The organism is Campylobacter sp. BCW_6468 (genome assembly GCF_001762865.1).
In the GTDB taxonomy this organism is placed as follows: domain Bacteria; phylum Campylobacterota; class Campylobacteria; order Campylobacterales; family Campylobacteraceae; genus Campylobacter_D; species Campylobacter_D jejuni.
This window is the reverse complement of sequence record NZ_MJXQ01000019.1, coordinates 110,525-126,015: the sequence shown is the minus strand read 5'-3', so window position 1 is coordinate 126,015 and position 15,491 is coordinate 110,525. Positions and strand designations below refer to the sequence as shown.

26 protein-coding genes are annotated in these 15,491 nt (G+C 33.5%); 24 read left to right on the top strand and 2 right to left on the bottom strand.

The genetic code is table 11. The annotated features are described in order from the left end of the window. Window positions 1-5: 5 nt before the first annotated feature. Complete coding sequence (locus AJ889_RS01780) at window positions 6-542, bottom strand: hypothetical protein (RefSeq protein ID WP_002860134.1); 537 nt, start codon at window positions 540-542, stop codon at window positions 6-8. Window positions 543-621: 79 nt separating this feature from the next. On the opposite strand from AJ889_RS01780, the gene rsmA reads away from it, so the two are divergent. The 24 genes from rsmA to secY all read left to right on the top strand — a co-directional run bounded on the left by rsmA (window position 622) and on the right by secY (window position 14,125). Beyond that, window positions 622-1,422: a 16S rRNA (adenine(1518)-N(6)/adenine(1519)-N(6))-dimethyltransferase RsmA gene (gene rsmA, locus AJ889_RS01775; protein WP_002860133.1), complete on the top strand. Its 801-nt coding sequence runs from the start codon at window positions 622-624 to the stop codon at window positions 1,420-1,422. Next, a complete protein-coding gene (locus AJ889_RS01770) occupies window positions 1,391-3,385 on the top strand; it encodes a ribonuclease J (protein WP_002860132.1) in 1,995 nt (664 codons plus the stop codon). Before rsmA ends, AJ889_RS01770 begins: the two co-directional genes overlap by 32 nt. Before the next feature lie 35 nt (window positions 3,386-3,420). Further along, the gene (locus AJ889_RS01765; RefSeq protein ID WP_002853086.1) at window positions 3,421-4,182 is read left to right on the top strand and encodes a pseudouridine synthase; all 762 of its coding nucleotides are present in this window, start codon (window positions 3,421-3,423) and stop codon (window positions 4,180-4,182) included. Window positions 4,183-4,380: 198 nt separating this feature from the next. Continuing rightward, window positions 4,381-4,692, top strand: a complete 312-nt coding sequence (gene rpsJ, locus AJ889_RS01760) for a 30S ribosomal protein S10 (protein ID WP_002779353.1) — start codon at window positions 4,381-4,383, stop codon at window positions 4,690-4,692. Between the two features lie 9 nt (window positions 4,693-4,701). Then, entirely contained in the window at window positions 4,702-5,277 is a 576-nt protein-coding gene (gene rplC, locus AJ889_RS01755) for a 50S ribosomal protein L3 (protein ID WP_002779987.1), read from the top strand. After that, on the top strand, window positions 5,274-5,888 hold the full coding sequence (gene rplD / locus AJ889_RS01750) for a 50S ribosomal protein L4 (protein WP_002783544.1): 615 nt from the start codon (window positions 5,274-5,276) through the stop codon (window positions 5,886-5,888). Before rplC ends, rplD begins: the two co-directional genes overlap by 4 nt. A gap of 2 nt (window positions 5,889-5,890) precedes the next feature. After that, window positions 5,891-6,172, top strand: a complete 282-nt coding sequence (locus AJ889_RS01745) for a 50S ribosomal protein L23 (protein ID WP_002851441.1) — start codon at window positions 5,891-5,893, stop codon at window positions 6,170-6,172. A 1-nt stretch (window position 6,173) separates the two neighbouring features. Continuing rightward, a complete protein-coding gene (gene rplB / locus AJ889_RS01740) occupies window positions 6,174-7,004 on the top strand; it encodes a 50S ribosomal protein L2 (RefSeq protein ID WP_002860131.1) in 831 nt (276 codons plus the stop codon). Between the two features lies 1 nt (window position 7,005). Beyond that, the gene (gene rpsS, locus AJ889_RS01735; protein ID WP_002851509.1) at window positions 7,006-7,287 is read left to right on the top strand and encodes a 30S ribosomal protein S19; all 282 of its coding nucleotides are present in this window, start codon (window positions 7,006-7,008) and stop codon (window positions 7,285-7,287) included. 10 nt (window positions 7,288-7,297) lie between these two features. Continuing rightward, window positions 7,298-7,723 carry a 50S ribosomal protein L22 gene (gene rplV / locus AJ889_RS01730; RefSeq protein WP_002884207.1) on the top strand — a complete coding sequence of 142 codons (426 nt, stop codon included), beginning with the start codon at window positions 7,298-7,300 and terminating at the stop codon, window positions 7,721-7,723. Next, window positions 7,723-8,424, top strand: coding sequence for a 30S ribosomal protein S3 (gene rpsC, locus AJ889_RS01725; protein WP_002851138.1), 702 nt, complete (start codon window positions 7,723-7,725; stop codon window positions 8,422-8,424). Before rplV ends, rpsC begins: the two co-directional genes overlap by 1 nt. A 2-nt stretch (window positions 8,425-8,426) precedes the next feature. Next, the gene (gene rplP / locus AJ889_RS01720) at window positions 8,427-8,852 is read left to right on the top strand and encodes a 50S ribosomal protein L16 (RefSeq protein ID WP_002779441.1); all 426 of its coding nucleotides are present in this window, start codon (window positions 8,427-8,429) and stop codon (window positions 8,850-8,852) included. Continuing rightward, on the top strand, window positions 8,839-9,024 hold the full coding sequence (gene rpmC / locus AJ889_RS01715) for a 50S ribosomal protein L29 (protein WP_002851566.1): 186 nt from the start codon (window positions 8,839-8,841) through the stop codon (window positions 9,022-9,024). Before rplP ends, rpmC begins: the two co-directional genes overlap by 14 nt. A 9-nt stretch (window positions 9,025-9,033) precedes the next feature. After that, window positions 9,034-9,285, top strand: coding sequence for a 30S ribosomal protein S17 (rpsQ, locus tag AJ889_RS01710; protein WP_002851549.1), 252 nt, complete (start codon window positions 9,034-9,036; stop codon window positions 9,283-9,285). Beyond that, entirely contained in the window at window positions 9,285-9,653 is a 369-nt protein-coding gene (gene rplN, locus AJ889_RS01705) for a 50S ribosomal protein L14 (RefSeq protein WP_002779438.1), read from the top strand. Before rpsQ ends, rplN begins: the two co-directional genes overlap by 1 nt. Beyond that, complete coding sequence (rplX, locus tag AJ889_RS01700) at window positions 9,653-9,886, top strand: 50S ribosomal protein L24 (RefSeq protein ID WP_002779437.1); 234 nt, start codon at window positions 9,653-9,655, stop codon at window positions 9,884-9,886. Before rplN ends, rplX begins: the two co-directional genes overlap by 1 nt. A 3-nt stretch (window positions 9,887-9,889) precedes the next feature. Next, the gene (gene rplE, locus AJ889_RS01695) at window positions 9,890-10,435 is read left to right on the top strand and encodes a 50S ribosomal protein L5 (RefSeq protein WP_002851453.1); all 546 of its coding nucleotides are present in this window, start codon (window positions 9,890-9,892) and stop codon (window positions 10,433-10,435) included. 1 nt (window position 10,436) lies between these two features. Then, window positions 10,437-10,622 carry a type Z 30S ribosomal protein S14 gene (locus AJ889_RS01690; RefSeq protein WP_002851478.1) on the top strand — a complete coding sequence of 62 codons (186 nt, stop codon included), beginning with the start codon at window positions 10,437-10,439 and terminating at the stop codon, window positions 10,620-10,622. A gap of 9 nt (window positions 10,623-10,631) precedes the next feature. After that, the gene (gene rpsH / locus AJ889_RS01685; protein ID WP_002851353.1) at window positions 10,632-11,027 is read left to right on the top strand and encodes a 30S ribosomal protein S8; all 396 of its coding nucleotides are present in this window, start codon (window positions 10,632-10,634) and stop codon (window positions 11,025-11,027) included. Window positions 11,028-11,105: 78 nt separating this feature from the next. Next, window positions 11,106-11,642 (top strand): 50S ribosomal protein L6, encoded by a 537-nt coding sequence (rplF, locus tag AJ889_RS01680; protein ID WP_002851302.1) that lies wholly within the window; start codon window positions 11,106-11,108, stop codon window positions 11,640-11,642. Window positions 11,643-11,651: 9 nt separating this feature from the next. Further along, complete coding sequence (rplR, locus tag AJ889_RS01675) at window positions 11,652-12,008, top strand: 50S ribosomal protein L18 (RefSeq protein ID WP_002785535.1); 357 nt, start codon at window positions 11,652-11,654, stop codon at window positions 12,006-12,008. 11 nt (window positions 12,009-12,019) lie between these two features. Next, on the top strand, window positions 12,020-12,463 hold the full coding sequence (rpsE, locus tag AJ889_RS01670) for a 30S ribosomal protein S5 (protein ID WP_002779428.1): 444 nt from the start codon (window positions 12,020-12,022) through the stop codon (window positions 12,461-12,463). Window positions 12,464-12,467: 4 nt separating this feature from the next. Beyond that, the gene (rplO, locus tag AJ889_RS01665; protein ID WP_002851292.1) at window positions 12,468-12,860 is read left to right on the top strand and encodes a 50S ribosomal protein L15; all 393 of its coding nucleotides are present in this window, start codon (window positions 12,468-12,470) and stop codon (window positions 12,858-12,860) included. After that, complete coding sequence (secY, locus tag AJ889_RS01660; RefSeq protein ID WP_032584524.1) at window positions 12,860-14,125, top strand: preprotein translocase subunit SecY; 1,266 nt, start codon at window positions 12,860-12,862, stop codon at window positions 14,123-14,125. The genes rplO and secY overlap by 1 nt, the downstream gene beginning before the upstream one ends. Window positions 14,126-14,152: 27 nt before the next feature. Here the strand turns inward: secY and AJ889_RS01655 are convergent, their stop codons facing one another. Continuing rightward, window positions 14,153-15,424, bottom strand: coding sequence for an MFS transporter (locus tag AJ889_RS01655; protein WP_002934799.1), 1,272 nt, complete (start codon window positions 15,422-15,424; stop codon window positions 14,153-14,155). Between the last annotated feature and the right edge of the window lie 67 nt (window positions 15,425-15,491).

Here is a 15,491-nt window from a genome sequence, read left to right as displayed (position 1 = left end):
AATTTTTAAATATAATGATATTTTTTTAAGTATTCTTCTAATTTTTCTTTTGCCTTTTGATGATTTTTTATAAAATCTTCGTGAGCGTTTTCATTGCAAAAATTTGTTGCACACAAAATACACTCTGCATCAATATTTAAATTTTTAGCTACGCTCAAAACAGAAAAGGCTTCCATATTTTCTGCAAAAAAACCTAATTTTGAAAATTCTTTTGCTGCTTTTGAATTTTGACAAATATAATTTGAAGAATTGATTTTTATTGTTTCACGAGAAACATTTTCTTTTTCTAAGCAAATTTCATATTTTGCAGGAGTATAAAATGCATGTGAAATTTTAGAAAATTCTACATTAAAAGCGTGCGAACTTCTATAAATTTCTAAAATCTCTCCCTTATCATAAAGCCCACAAGTTCCTATAAATATAAGTTTTGATGGTTTTTCTTTGAAGTAAAGTTGACTCAAATGAAAAGCTGACTCAACCAAACCTATGCCTATGGCTTTTGCAAAAGAAAAATTTTCATTTCCACCCGCACAAACAATCATTTTGATCCTTATGAAATTTTACAAAAATAATTCTACCTAAAAAGACTTAATTAAGAATTTTTAGATAAAATTATTTCTTATGGTTAAAGCAAAAAAACAATACGGACAAAATTTTTTAATCGATAAAAGCGTATTAGCAAAAATCATCCAAGCCATACCCAAAGAGATGAACAATATCATTGAGATTGGGCCTGGCTTAGGTGATTTAACGCAAGAACTTTTAAAAATTTCTCAAGTAAAAGCTTATGAAATCGATAATGATCTCATACCTATTTTAAAAAAGAAATTTCAAAAAGAACTTGAATGTGGAAAATTTAACTTGATCCATCAAGACGCAAGCGAAGCTTTTAATCCTAGTCTTGATGAAAAACCATATTTTTTGGTTGCAAATTTGCCTTATTATGTTGCAAGTCACATTATATTAAAAGCTTTAGAAGATAAAAATTGTCTAGGGCTTATTGTAATGGTACAAAGGGAAATGGCTGAAAAATTCTGCGCTAAAGAAGGAAATAGTGAGTTTTCTTCCTTAGGTGTTTTAAGTGCAATGATTTGCGAAAGAAAAATACTTTTTGATGTTGATCCACAATGTTTTAATCCTCCACCAAAAGTTATGTCAGCGGTGATGAGTTTGATTAAAACTAAGGATTTTGATGAACTTTGCGAAATAGAAAATTTCAAAAATTTTCTAAAAGATTGTTTTAAAGCTCCTAGAAAACAACTCTTAGGAAATTTAAAAACATATAAAGCAAAAGTTTTAGAAGTTTTAAGCACTCTTGGCTTAAAAGAAAACATCAGACCACATGAAATTTGCGTTGATTTATACCTTAAAATTTATGACAAATTAAAGGATGAATATGGACGAAAACAAAGAGATAAATAAAAACGAACAAAATCCGAACTCAAATTCAAAAAACAATAAACGCTATAAATATAAAAATCGTAGAAAAAAATTAGCTGATTCTTTGCAAAATGAAAATGATACTCCAAAAATTGATCAAAATTCCAACAAGGAAAATTCTGAAAACTCAGAAAATAAAACTGAGAAAAAAAAGAAGAAAAATCGCAATCTTCCTTCAAAACTCACAGGTAATGAAGATTGGCAAATCGCTCTTGCAGAATGCATAGAAGCTAACCGTGTTTCACATGAAAACCGCTTACACCCTTTAAAATATAATAATTCTAGCGAGCATAAAATCCGCATCACTCCTTTAGGAGGTTTAGGAGAAATTGGTGGAAATATCAGTGTTTTTGAAACCAATAAAGATGCAATTATAGTAGATATAGGTATGAGTTTTCCTGATGGAACTATGCATGGGGTAGATATTATCATCCCTGATTTTGACTATGTAAGAAAAATTAAAGATAAAATTCGTGGTATAGTGATCACTCATGCACACGAAGATCATATCGGTGCAGTGCCTTATTTCTTTAAAGAATTCCAATTTCCTATCTACGCTACACCTTTGGCTTTAGGAATGATTTCAAACAAATTTGAAGAACATGGCTTAAAAGCAGAACGCAAATGGTTTCGCCCTGTAGAAAAACGCCGTGTTTATGAGATAGGCGAATTTGATATAGAGTGGATCCACATCACGCATTCTATCATTGATGCTTCAGCACTTGCGATCAAAACAAAAGCAGGAACGATTATCCACACAGGTGATTTTAAAATTGATCAAACTCCAATCGATGGCTATCCAACAGACTTAGGACGTTTGGCACATTATGGAGAAGAAGGGGTTTTATGTCTTTTAAGCGATAGTACAAATTCGTACAAAGAAGGTTATACAAAAAGTGAAAGCTCCGTAGGGCCAACTTTTGATCAAATCTTTGCACGTACCAAAGGCAGGGTGATCATGAGTACTTTTAGTTCTAATATCCACCGCGTTTATCAAGCTATCACTTATGGTTTAAAATACGGTAGAAAAGTTTGTGTGATCGGTCGTTCTATGGAAAGAAATCTTTATACCACTATGGAATTGGGCTACATCAAACTTGATAGAAAAATTTTCATCGATGCTGATGAAGTAAGCAAATATAAAGACAATGAAGTGCTTATCGTAACTACAGGAAGTCAAGGCGAAACCATGAGTGCGCTTTATAGAATGGCAACTGATGAGCATAAATTTATAAAAATCAAACCTACAGATCAAGTGATTATTTCAGCTAAAGCCATACCAGGAAATGAAGCAAGTGTTTCTGCGGTGCTTGACTATCTTTTAAAAGCAGGAGCTAAAGTAGCGTATCAAGAATTTAGTGAAATTCATGTAAGCGGACACGCTAGTATAGAAGAGCAAAAGCTTATGCTAACCCTTACTAAGCCTAAATTTTTCCTACCAGTTCATGGAGAATACAATCACATCACCAAACACAAAGAAACAGCGATGAAGTGCGGTATCCCTGAAAGAAATATTTATCTTATGAGTGATGGCGATCAAGTAGAACTTTGCCAAAAATATGTCAAACGCATAAAAACCGTAAAAACAGGTAAAGTTTTTGTAGATAATCAAATCAATAAACAAATCGCCGATGATGTAGTTATAGATCGTCAAAAACTTGCAGATAGTGGTATAGTAGTTATTATCGCACAAATTGACAAAGCTACAAAAACACTGATCAACAAACCAAGAGTATTTAGCTATGGGCTAGTAGCTGACAAACACGATCATGCTTTTAGCAAAGATATGGCTGAAGTTTTAGGACAATTTTTCATCAATGTTAAAGATGAAGTACTCAATGATCCAAGATTTTTAGAAAATCAAATCCGCCAAGTTTTAAGAAAACACATCTTTAGAAAGATTAAAAAATACCCAACCATAGTTCCAACTATTTTTGTAATGTAAAAAAGGGCAAAAACGCCCTTTTTAAGGAAGATCAAATGAGAATTAATAAATTTATATCCCATAACACCCGCTATTCACGCCGTGAAGCCGATGAACTTATCAAACAAGGCTTAGTAAAAATAAACAACAAAATTGCCCTTTTAAGCGATGAAGTTAAATTTGATGATAAAGTTTTTGTTAAAGGTAAAAGAGTACAAAAAAGAACGCAATTTAGCGTGATAATCTACCATAAACAAAAAGGTGAAATTGTCAGTAAAAAAGACGATCGTGGAAGAAAAACTATATATGATACCTTGCCAAGACAATTTAGTACTTGGCTTAGCGTAGGTAGGCTGGATTATGCAAGTGAAGGCTTACTTTTGCTTACAGATTCTCCTGTGATTGCCGATGCTTTAATGCATAGCGATTTAGAAAGAGAATACTACCTTAAAGTTAAAGGCACGGTGAGCAAACAAGTCATCGAAGCCATGCAAAATGGACTTGAGATTAAAAATGAAAAAAAAGGCGCACATGCAAAAACTAAAATTACCTCTATGAGTTTTGCTCCTTTTATAGACTTTGAAATTTTTGGATCAAGTGGAGGCTATACTAAGCTTAGAGTGGTTATAAATGAAGGTAAAAATAGAGAGCTTAGACGCTTTTTTGGACATTTTGATCTTGAAGTCATGGATCTTAAGCGTGTTGCTTTTGGGGCTTTAGATCTTGGTATGTTGAAGGCGGGAAAACATCGTTATTTAGAAAATGGCGAATATGAAAAATTAAGAGATTTTTTAAAATTTAATGAAATAAGATATTGACCATTATATACAAAAATTTAAAAAATAATGATAATTTTTAAATTCTAAAAATTCTATTTTTATCCTTTTTAAAAGGAAAATAATAGAAAAATTTCATCAAATTCCTTGACTTTGAAAACAAGATTTTATATACTCTCATTTCAATTTTTATAAAATTGGTTAGTTTTTAACTAACGAGTTCTTTTTAAAGGAAATATTATGGAAAGAATTAGGCTTAAGCTAAAAGCTTATGACCATCGAGTACTAGACAGAACAGTTGCAGCAATCGTAGAAGCTGTTAAAAGAACAGGTGCGGATATTAGAGGTCCGATACCAATGCCTACTAAAATCAAACGCTATACAGTTTTAAAATCTCCACACATTAACAAAGATTCTCGTGAGCAGTTTGAAATAAGAATTCACGCGCGTATGCTAGATATAGTAGCAGCGACTCCAGATACAGTTGATTCTTTAACGAAGCTTGATTTAGCGCCAGAAGTAAGCGTTGAAGTAAGAGCTATGGGTAAGTAAGGATAAGATATGGAATATATTGTAGAAAAAATTGGAATGAGCAGAACAATTACTAATCCAAGTATCGCTGTAACTTTACTAAGAGTTGTAAATGCAAAAGTATGTGAAGTTGAAGGCGGAAAGGCTTTAGTAGCATATCCAAAAGGTAAAGCAAGTAATAAATGTGTCGCAGGACAACAAAAAAAATACAATCTTTCTGCAGAATACAATAGATTTGCGACTTTAGAAGTAGCAAATACTGAAGCAGGAGATTTAGATGAAACTCCATTAAATGAAGCAAAAATTTTAAAAGTAAGCTTTAACACTAAAGGTAGAGGTTATAGCGGTGTTATGAAGAGACATAACTTCGCAGGGGGTCCAGCAAGTCACGGTTCTAGATTTCACAGACGCCATGGATCTATTGGTAATAGAGAATGGCCAGGTCGTGTTCAACCAGGTATGAAAATGGCAGGACACTATGGAAATACTAAAGTGACCGTTAAAAACGAAGTTGTATCTTATGATGCTGAAAATAAAATTTTAGTAGTTAAAGGTGCAGTACCAGGTTATAATGGTGCTATGGGTAAAATAAGGATTGCAAAATGAGTAAAGTAGTTGTTTTAAATGATAAATTAGAAAAAGCAGGTGAACTTGATTTACCTTCAAAATATGCGGAAGTAAATCCACACAATCTTTACTTGTATGTAAAATCTTACCTTGCAAGTTTAAGAGCAAATACAGCTCATACTAAAGGTAGAAGTGATGTAAGTGGTGGTGGTAAAAAACCTTGGAGACAAAAAGGTCGTGGCGGTGCTAGAGCGGGTTCAACAAGAACTAACGTTTGGGTAGGCGGTGCGGTTGCTTTTGGTCCAACAAATGAAAGAAACTACTTCCAAAAAGTAAATAAAAAACAAAAAAGATTGGCGCTTGAAAGAGCTTTAGCAGATAAAGCAGCTAAAGGTGTGTTATTTACTGCTGATTCTTTGGCTATTGAAAGTGGTAAAACAAAAGATGCAAACGCTGTGATTAAAAAACTTGGCGTCAAAGATGCTTTAATCGTTAAAGATTTACTAGATGAAAAAACACTTTTAGCTTACAGAAATTTAGCAAATTGCTATGTAGTTGATGTAACTGAAGTAAATGCTTATTTAGTATCTGTATTTAATGCTGTTATTATGGAAAAATCAGCGTTAGAATCTATTACAAAAGAGGGATAATTATGGCAGATATTACTGATATAAAGACTATACTTTACACAGAAAAAAGTTTGAATTTGCAAGAGCAAGGTGTCGTAGTTATTCAAACTTCGCCAAAAATGACTAAAACAGGCTTAAAAGCGGTTTTAAAAGAGTATTTTGGTGTAACTCCAAAAAGCATCAATTCCTTAAGAATGGATGGAAAAATTAAGCGTTTTAGAGGTCGTTTAGGTCAAAGAAACAATTACAAAAAATTCTATGTTAAGCTACCTGAAGGTGTTAGCTTAGAAAATACGGAGGCTTAAGATGGCAATTAAAACTTATAAACCATATACTCCAAGTAGAAGATATATCACAGGTTTAAGTTCTGAAGATATTACAGCTAAACCAAGTGTACGCTCACTACTTGTTAAACTTCCAGCACACGCGGGTCGTAACAGCTATGGAAGAATTACAAGTCGTCATAAAGAAGCGGGTGCTAAAAAACTTTACAGAATTATTGATTTTAAACGTCGTAAATTCGGTATAGAAGGCAAAGTAGAAGCAATCGAGTATGATCCATATAGAAATTGTAGAATTGCTTTGATTGCTTATAAAGATGGGGAAAAAAGATATATTCTTCAACCACGTGGATTAAGCGTTGGTGATATAGTTTCAGCTGCTGAAAGCGGACTTGATATTAAACCAGGCAATGCAATGAAACTTAAAAACATTCCTGTGGGTACTATTGTTCATAATGTTGAGTTAAAACCAGGTAAAGGCGGTCAAATGATTCGTTCTGCGGGTGCTTATGCACAACTTATGGGTAAAGAAGAAAAATATGTTATTTTAAGACTTGCAAGTGGCGAAATGAGACAAGTTTTAGCTGAATGTATGGCAAGTATCGGCGAAGTTGGAAATGAAGAATGGGCTAATGTAACTATCGGTAAAGCAGGTAGAAATCGCCATAGAGGTATCCGCCCGCAAACTCGTGGTTCTGCAATGAACCCAGTAGATCACCCGCACGGTGGGGGTGAAGGTAAGAAAAATTCAGGCCGTCATCCAGTAACTCCGTGGGGTAAACCAACCAAAGGTGCGAAAACTCGTCGTAAAAAGGCTAGCGATAAGCTAATAATTTCAAGAAGAAAAGGAAAGTAAGATGGCTAGATCACTAAAAAAAGGTCCTTTTGTTGATGATCATGTAATGAAAAAAGTCATCGCTGCTAAAAAGGCTAATGATAATAAACCAATTAAAACTTGGTCAAGAAGAAGCACAATTACTCCTGATATGATAGGACTTACATTTAATGTTCATAATGGTAAAAGCTTTATTCCAGTTTATATTACTGAAAATCACATCGGTTATAAACTTGGTGAATTTGCTCCAACACGCACATTTAAAGGGCATAAAGGCTCTGTGCAAAAGAAAATTGGTAAGTAAGGGATAAGATATGAGTAAAGCATTAATTAAATTCATAAGATTATCTCCAACTAAAGCAAGATTGATTGCTAGAGAAGTTCAGGGGATGAATGCAGAATTAGCTATGGCTAGTTTAAAATTTATGCCAAATAAAGGTGCAAAATATATCGCAAATGCAATTTCAAGTGCAGTAGCAAATGGTGGCTTTGAAGCAAACGAAGTGATTGTAAAAAGTTGTCGTGTTGACGCAGCTGCGGTATTAAAAAGATTTAGACCAAGAGCTAGAGGAAGTGCAAGTCGTATTAGAAAACCAACTTCACATATTTTAGTAGAAGTGGTAAAAGCGGAAGTGAAAGCTGAAGAGAAAAAAACAGTAGCTAAAAAAACTACTACAACAAAAGCTCCAGCTAAAAAAACAACAAGCACTAAAAAAGCAACAGCGAAAAAGGAAAGCTAATGGGACAAAAAGTTAATCCAATTGGTCTAAGACTAGGAATCAATAGAAACTGGGAATCAAGATGGTTTCCAACTAAAGCAAATTTAGTAGAAAATATCGGTGAAGATTACAAAATCAGAGCTTTCTTAAAAAGAAAACTTTATTACGCAGGAATTAGCCAAATTTTAGTAGAAAGAACTGCTAAAAAACTTCGCGTTACTGTAGTTGCTGCAAGACCAGGTATCATCATCGGTAAAAAAGGTAGTGATGTTGATAATTTAAGAAAAGAATTGCAAGATTTAATCGGTAAAGATGTAAATATCAATATCAAAGAAGAAAGAAAAGCAGGAGCTTCAGCTCAACTTGCTGCTGAAAGTGTTGCAACTCAACTTGAAAAAAGAATTGCTTTTAGAAGAGCAATGAAAAAAGTAATCCAAGGTGCGCAAAAAGCAGGTGCTAAAGGAATTAAAGTTTCAGTTTCCGGTCGTTTAGGTGGTGCTGAAATGGCAAGAACAGAATGGTATCTTGAAGGACGCGTTCCACTTCATACTTTAAGAGCAAAAATCGATTATGGTTTTGCAGAAGCTAGAACTACTTATGGAAACATAGGAGTTAAAGTATGGATCTTTAAAGGTGAAGTATTGCACAAAGGTATGCAACCTGAAAAAACTGAAGAAAGTGCTCCAGCTAAAAAGCCAAGACGCACAAGAAGGGGTAAATAATCATGTTAATGCCAAAAAGAACTAAATATCGCAAAATGATGAAAGGGCGTAACAGAGGTTATGCTAATCGTGGAACAGAATTTACTTTTGGTGAATTTGCATTAAAAGCAACTGAAGCAGGACGCATTAACTCACGCCAAATCGAAGCAGCGCGTATCGCTTTAACTCGTTTTGTTAAAAGACAAGGAAAAACTTGGATTAGAGTTTTTCCAGATAAGCCTTTGACAAAAAAACCTTTAGAAACTCGTATGGGTAAAGGTAAAGGTGCTGTTGAGGAATGGGTAATGAATATCAAGCCAGGTCGTATCATTTATGAAATGGCAGGAGTAAGCGAAGAAATGGCAAGAGAAGCATTGACTTTAGCTATGCATAAACTTCCATTTAAAACTAAGTTTGTTACAAGAGAGAGCCAAAATGAAATATACTGAGATTAAAGATAAAACAGCAGCTGAGCTTGCAACAATGCTAAAAGAAAAAAAGGTGCTTTTATTCACTTTAAAACAAAAGCTAAAAACAATGCAACTTACTAATCCAAAAGAGATTAGCCAAGTAAAAAAAGACATTGCTAGAATAAATACAGCAATTAACGCTTTAAGATAAGGATAGAAAATGGCATTTAAAAGAGAAATTCAAGGCGTTGTTGTTAAAATCGCTGGTGAAAAAACCGCAAGTGTTTTGGTTGAAAGAAAAGTGGTTCATCCAAGATATAGAAAAATTGTTAAACGCTTTAAAAAATATCTAATTCATGATGAGAGAAATGAAGTTAAAGTGGGTGATACTGTTGTTGCAGTAGAATGCAGACCACTTTCAAAAAGAAAATCATTTCGCTTAAAATCTGTATTAGCTACAGGAGTTGAGTAATGATTCAAAGTTTTACAAGACTTGCAGTTGCTGATAATAGCGGTGCAAAAGAATTAATGTGTATCAAGGTTTTAGGGGGTAGCAAAAGAAGATACGCTACCGTAGGTGATGTAATCGTTGCATCTGTTAAAAAAGCTTTACCAAATGGAAAAGTTAAAAAAGGTCAAGTGGTAAAAGCGGTTATCGTTAGAACTAAAAAAGAAATTCATAGAGATAATGGTTCTTTGATTCGTTTTGATGAAAATGCTGCGGTTATTCTTGACAACAAAAGAGAGCCTATCGGAACTCGTATCTTTGGGCCAGTGGGCAGAGAAGTTAGATATGGTGGCTTTATGAAAATCGTTTCACTAGCACCGGAGGTATTATAATGGCGGTTAAATTAAAAATCAAAAAAGGTGATAGCGTTAAGGTTATCACAGGCGATGATAAAGGTAAAACAGGTAAAGTTTTAGCGGTATATCCAAAAACACTTAAAGTGGTAGTTGAAGGATGTAAAATCGCTAAAAAAGCTATTAAGCCGAGTGAGAAAAACCCAAATGGTGGTTTTATCAATAAAGAAATGCCAATGGATATTTCCAATGTGGCAAAAGTTCAGGAGTAAGCGATGATGAGATTAAAAGAAAAATATAATCAAAGCATTAAACCTGCATTGGTTAAAGAATTTGATATTAAAAATCCTATGCTTATCCCTGTGATCGAAAAAGTAGTTATCAGCGTAGGTGCTGGTGAGTTGGCTAAAGATCAAAAAGTATTGCAAAATGTTGCAGATACTATTTCTTTAATTGCAGGACAAAAGGCTGTGATTACTAAAGCTAAAAAATCAGTTGCAGGATTTAAAGTTCGCGAAGGTTTTCCTGTGGGTGTAATGGTAACTTTAAGAAAAGAAAATATGTATGCTTTTCTTGATAAATTAATTTCTATTGCTTTGCCAAGGGTGAAAGACTTTAGAGGTTTAAGTAGAGATGGTTTTGATGGACGCGGAAACTATAACTTCGGTCTTGATGAGCAGTTGATGTTCCCAGAAGTGGAGTATGATAAAATTTTAAGAACTCATGGTATGAACATTTCTATAGTTACAACAGCACAAAATGACAAACAGGCACAAAAGTTATTAGAACTTATCGGTGTGCCATTTACAAAAGGAAAGTAAGATGGCTAAAAAATCAATGATTGCAAAAGCGGCACGCAAGCCTAAATTTAAAGTTAGAGCTTATACAAGATGCCAAATTTGTGGGCGTCCGCATTCGGTTTATAGAGATTTTGGAATTTGCAGAGTTTGCTTAAGAAAAATGGGCAACGAAGGTTTGATTCCAGGTCTTAAGAAAGCAAGTTGGTAAGGATAAAATATGATAAATGATATTATTTCAGATTCACTCACTCGTATCAGAAATGCAGGAATGAGAAAGCTTGAAACAACCAAGCTTTTACATTCTAAAGTTGTAGAAGCTTTAGTTGGAATTTTTCAAGCTAAGGGCTATATTGAGAGTTTTAATGTTATTGAAGAAGATAAAAAGAAATTTATCAATGTAGTTTTAAAATACGATGAAAAAGGTAAGAGTGTTATCAATGAGCTTAAAAGAATTTCTAAGCCTGGTCGTCGTGTTTATAAAGGTAAAGATGAAATCAAGCGTTTTAAAAATGGTTATGGTACTATCGTAGTTAGCACAAGTCATGGCGTTTTAGCTAATGATGAAGCTTATAAAGCAGGTGTTGGCGGCGAAATTTTATGTACCATTTGGTAAAAAATCTGCTTTTTATGGCATTGGGTATCCATTCTTTTAAAAAAGTAGAAATATCCTAGACAAATAAAAAGGAAAAATATGTCTCGTATAGGTAAACAACCGATTGCTATTCCAGCAGGAGTAGAAGTAAAATTAGAAGGAAATTTGCTTAAATTTAAAAAAGGAAATTTAGCAAAAGAACTTGATACTAAAGCAAATGTAAATGTTGAGATTAAAGATAATAATATTCTTTTTTCTCCAAAAGGTGAAGACAGACAAAGTAGAGCTTATTGGGGAACTTACAGAGCTTTAGCTTACAATATCGTTGTAGGTTTAACTCAAGGTTTTTCAAAAACTCTTGAAATCAATGGAGTTGGTTATAAAGCAGCTTTAAAAGGTAAAGTTTTAGAACTAAGCCTTGGTTTTTCCCATCCTATTAATTATGATATTCCAGAAGGAATTGAAATTGTAGTGGATAAAAATACTATTGCAGTTAAAGGAAGTGATAAACAAGTTGTAGGTCAAGTTGCTGCTCAAATTCGTGAATTTAGACCACCAGAGCCATATAAAGGAAAAGGCGTTAAGTATTCTGATGAACGCATTATCCGCAAAGCTGGTAAGACATCTAAGAAGTAAGGGTAGAATATGAGAGCAAATGTATTAAAAAGAAAACTAACTTTAAGAATCAAAAGAAAAAAAAGAATTAGAGCGAAAATTTCAGGTTGTGAAAATTTTCCAAGAATTTCTGTATTTAAATCAAACAGAACTCTATATATCCAAGCGATTGATGATGTAAAAGCTGTAACTTTAGCAGCAGTTGATGGACGCAAACTTGGCGTTAAAGCAAATAAAGAAGGTGCTAAAAAAATCGCTGCTGAATTTGCTAAAACTTTAAAAGCTAAAAAGATAGAACAAGCTGTTTTTGATAGAAATGGTTATGTATATCATGGTGTTATCGCAGCATTGGCTGAATCTTTAAGAGAAAATGGCATTAGGCTATAAGGGGTAAATCGATGGAAAAATATAATAGAGAAGAATTTGAAGAAGTAATCGTCGATATCGGCAGAGTTACTAAGGTTGTTAAAGGTGGTAGAAGATTTAGATTTACTGCTTTAGTTATCGTTGGAAACCGCAAAGGTTTAGTAGGTGTTGGTTATGGTAAGGCTAAGGAAGTTCCAGATGCCATCCGTAAAGCTGTTGACGATGCGTTTAAAAATATCGTTGAAGTTAAAACTAAAGGCTCAACTATCGCTCACGATGTAGAGGTAAAATATAACGCAAGTAGAATTTTACTTAAACCAGCTAGTGAAGGTACAGGAGTTATTGCAGGTGGTTCTACACGCCCTATCGTGGAACTTGCAGGTATTAAAGACATCTTAACCAAGTCTTTGGGTTCAAATAATTCAGCTAATGTGGTTCGTGCTACAATCAAAGCTTTAACAATGTTAAAAGGATAAGAAGATGAATTTAACAAAAGCAGCGGGTTCAACGCATAAAACTAAAAGAATTGGCCGTGGTCAAGGTTCTGGCATGGGTAAGACTGCTACTAAAGGGGGTAAAGGTCAAACTGCTAGAAAAGGTTATAATGAAAAAAGAGGTTTTGAAGGGGGTCAACAACCACTTCAAAGAAGACTACCAAAAGTAGGTTTTACTTCTAAAATTCAAAAACCTTATGTGATCAATGTTGAAAAAATCACAGCTGTAAAAGAGCTTAGTGAAATTACATTTGAGAGCATTAAAAGTGTTCACAAAATTTCAAAATCTGTGAATAAAATCAAATTAATTGGTGCAAGTGCAAAAGACTTAGTATCAAAAATCAAAGACGAGAATATTAGCGTCACCGGATCAAAATAATGAATAGAGCATTGACGAATAAGATTTTAATCACCTTAGCATTTTTATTTGCTTATAGGGTTCTGGCTTATGTGCCAGTTCCTGGCGTCAATGCTGATGTGATTGCGGAATTTTTTAATAACAATCAAAACAATGCTTTGGGTTTATTTAATGTTTTTAGTGGTGGAGCGGCTGAACGCTTTTCTATCATTTCTTTAGGTATTATGCCTTATATCACTGCTTCTATTATTATGGAGCTTCTTGCAGCAACTTTTCCAAATATTGGTAAGATGAAAAAAGAGCGTGATAGTATGCAAAAATATATGCAAATTATCCGTTATGCGACTATTGTGATTACTTTGGTTCAAAGTATAGGCGTTGCTATAGGTTTGCAAAGCTTGCACGGTCGTGGTGGTGCAGGGGCTATAATGGTGGAAGATTTAAATATGTTTATCGCACTTTGTGCTATTTCTATGCTTGCTGGAACTATGCTTTTAATGTGGCTTGGCGAACAAATCACACAAAGAGGTATAGGAAATGGTATTTCTTTAATCATTTTTGCAGGTATTGTTTCAGGTATTCCAAGAGCGATTTCAGGAACTGTAGGACAAATCAATTCAGGCGAGATGAATTTCTTAACCGCTTTTGCAATTTTTGCTTTGATTTTAATCACCATAGGGGTGATTATTTATATAGAACTTGGAGAAAGAAGAATTCCTATTTCTTATTCTCGTAAAGTTGTAATGCAAAATCAAAACAAACGCATTATGAATTATATTCCTATTAAACTCAATCTTAGTGGGGTTATTCCACCGATTTTTGCTAGTGCGATTTTGATGTTTCCAACAACAATTTTACAAACTAGTACAAATCCTTATCTACAAGCCATTAATGACTTTTTAAATCCAAATGGTTATTTGTTTCATATTCTAACTTTCTTGTTTGTAATTTTCTTTGCTTATTTTTATGCTTCTATCGTATTTAACGCTAAAGACATAGCAGAAAATTTGAAAAAACAAGGCGGTTTTATCCCTGGAATTCGTCCAGGTGAAGGAACTTCAAGTTATCTTAACGAAGTGGCTTCTCGTTTAACTTTATCAGGTTCTATTTATTTAGGGCTTGTTGCAACCTTACCTTGGGTTTTGGTGAAATTTATGGGTGTACCTTTTCATTTTGGCGGTACTTCTGTACTTATTGTAGTTCAAGTAGCACTTGATACGATGAGAAAAATTGAAGCTCAAATTTATATGAGTAAATACCAAACTTTAAGTGCGGTAGGTTTGTAATAAATAAAATTAGCAAGATTTTTCTTGCTAATTTATTCTAGGTTTTTGCTTTAAAAATAAAAACACAATGCACACTATAAAAATTACTATTGACCATATTAAAAAAGCATCTACAAGACCCATTTGTCTAACGATAGGTTGAGAGATAATAGGACTTAAAAATTGTCCTAAAAATATACAACTTGCTAAAATTCCATAAGCCCTAGAGCGAGCATTTTCAGGACAGATTGAAAAAAGATAAGCCGTATTATTTACAAGCATAATACCTCCACCCATTCCAAGCAAAGCTAAAGCGATTAAAACTGTGAAAAAGCTATCTGCTAAAAAAAGCAGCAAAAAAGAACAAGATACGATAAAAAGAGTTAAAACATAGATAGTTTTAATACTTAAGAATTTTATAATATATCTATAGCTTAGAGAGAAAAAACCATAACATAGTGCAGATACAGACATCGAAATACCTATATATTTAGGATCCAATCCCAAATGTTCTTCTATATAGTAAGGAAGTTGAGTTGGCGAAATATAATAAACTACCATGATAAAAAAACCTATAAAATAGATAGGGAAAAATTGCCAATAATTTGTTTTTGTTTCTATTTTTGTATGATTATAGAATTTAAATTTTCTAGGTTCAAAAAGATAAATGATAGCCATTAAGGTAATTAAAATTCCAAGTCCATATACCAAAAAAGGATAACGCCAAGAATAACTTGAAACAAATCCCGCAATAGAAATAAAAACAGCACCCCCTATCGCACAAAAAAATCCTTGAAGGCTTAAAGCATTTTCTCTGCGATTAAAGCCACCACGACTATAATAATCCCCAAGCAAAGCCGAAGCGCCTGTCATTATAAAAGCAGTTGCCATACCAAAAATAGCTCTTGAAGTCAGTATAGCATAAATATCATTTAAGAAAAAGCCACTTATCCCAGAAATAGTCCAAACCACCATAGCTGGAAGAATGAATTTTAATTTGCCAAATTTATCCATTAAAATACCAGCAAATGGAGATAAAATGACAACAAAAATAGCAGGGATGGTTAAAACTAAGCGAACAAGTATATCAAGATGAGCTAATGTGAAACTTGAAGCAAGAGTAGCGCCACTTTGGGTTAAAAGTTCTTCAAAATGTCTGTTGATAGCAGGCAGAGCAGATGAAATGACCACGCTTCCTAGCATAGTCATAGCAGCCATAGAAAACACAGCTGCTTTAAATCCGGACTTTTCAGTAATTTGAATTATTTTTTTATCCATTTTTGTGTCATTTGGATGAAATTTATAAGTTTTGTCATTCATAATTTTTACCTTTTTTATTTTATTATACTCCAAAAATTATGGTTTGTATTTAAAATTACTTAAAATT

Coding starts and splice junctions, on each gene's coding strand:
- rpsQ (WP_002851549.1), top strand. CDS start 9,034: ATGGCATTTAAAAGAGAAATTCAAGGCGTTGTTGTTAAAATCGCTGGT.
- rplV (WP_002884207.1), top strand. CDS start 7,298: ATGAGTAAAGCATTAATTAAATTCATAAGATTATCTCCAACTAAAGCA.
- AJ889_RS01780 (WP_002860134.1), bottom strand. CDS start 542: ATGATTGTTTGTGCGGGTGGAAATGAAAATTTTTCTTTTGCAAAAGCC.
- AJ889_RS01765 (WP_002853086.1), top strand. CDS start 3,421: ATGAGAATTAATAAATTTATATCCCATAACACCCGCTATTCACGCCGT.
- rplC (WP_002779987.1), top strand. CDS start 4,702: ATGGAATATATTGTAGAAAAAATTGGAATGAGCAGAACAATTACTAAT.
- rplR (WP_002785535.1), top strand. CDS start 11,652: ATGAGAGCAAATGTATTAAAAAGAAAACTAACTTTAAGAATCAAAAGA.
- AJ889_RS01770 (WP_002860132.1), top strand. CDS start 1,391: ATGAATATGGACGAAAACAAAGAGATAAATAAAAACGAACAAAATCCG.
- rpsE (WP_002779428.1), top strand. CDS start 12,020: ATGGAAAAATATAATAGAGAAGAATTTGAAGAAGTAATCGTCGATATC.
- rplN (WP_002779438.1), top strand. CDS start 9,285: ATGATTCAAAGTTTTACAAGACTTGCAGTTGCTGATAATAGCGGTGCA.
- AJ889_RS01655 (WP_002934799.1), bottom strand. CDS start 15,424: ATGAATGACAAAACTTATAAATTTCATCCAAATGACACAAAAATGGAT.
- AJ889_RS01745 (WP_002851441.1), top strand. CDS start 5,891: ATGGCAGATATTACTGATATAAAGACTATACTTTACACAGAAAAAAGT.
- rpsS (WP_002851509.1), top strand. CDS start 7,006: ATGGCTAGATCACTAAAAAAAGGTCCTTTTGTTGATGATCATGTAATG.
- rplB (WP_002860131.1), top strand. CDS start 6,174: ATGGCAATTAAAACTTATAAACCATATACTCCAAGTAGAAGATATATC.
- rplF (WP_002851302.1), top strand. CDS start 11,106: ATGTCTCGTATAGGTAAACAACCGATTGCTATTCCAGCAGGAGTAGAA.
- rpsJ (WP_002779353.1), top strand. CDS start 4,381: ATGGAAAGAATTAGGCTTAAGCTAAAAGCTTATGACCATCGAGTACTA.
- rplX (WP_002779437.1), top strand. CDS start 9,653: ATGGCGGTTAAATTAAAAATCAAAAAAGGTGATAGCGTTAAGGTTATC.
- AJ889_RS01690 (WP_002851478.1), top strand. CDS start 10,437: ATGGCTAAAAAATCAATGATTGCAAAAGCGGCACGCAAGCCTAAATTT.
- rplP (WP_002779441.1), top strand. CDS start 8,427: ATGTTAATGCCAAAAAGAACTAAATATCGCAAAATGATGAAAGGGCGT.
- rpmC (WP_002851566.1), top strand. CDS start 8,839: ATGAAATATACTGAGATTAAAGATAAAACAGCAGCTGAGCTTGCAACA.
- rplO (WP_002851292.1), top strand. CDS start 12,468: ATGAATTTAACAAAAGCAGCGGGTTCAACGCATAAAACTAAAAGAATT.
- secY (WP_032584524.1), top strand. CDS start 12,860: ATGAATAGAGCATTGACGAATAAGATTTTAATCACCTTAGCATTTTTA.
- rplE (WP_002851453.1), top strand. CDS start 9,890: ATGATGAGATTAAAAGAAAAATATAATCAAAGCATTAAACCTGCATTG.
- rpsC (WP_002851138.1), top strand. CDS start 7,723: ATGGGACAAAAAGTTAATCCAATTGGTCTAAGACTAGGAATCAATAGA.
- rsmA (WP_002860133.1), top strand. CDS start 622: ATGGTTAAAGCAAAAAAACAATACGGACAAAATTTTTTAATCGATAAA.
- rpsH (WP_002851353.1), top strand. CDS start 10,632: ATGATAAATGATATTATTTCAGATTCACTCACTCGTATCAGAAATGCA.
- rplD (WP_002783544.1), top strand. CDS start 5,274: ATGAGTAAAGTAGTTGTTTTAAATGATAAATTAGAAAAAGCAGGTGAA.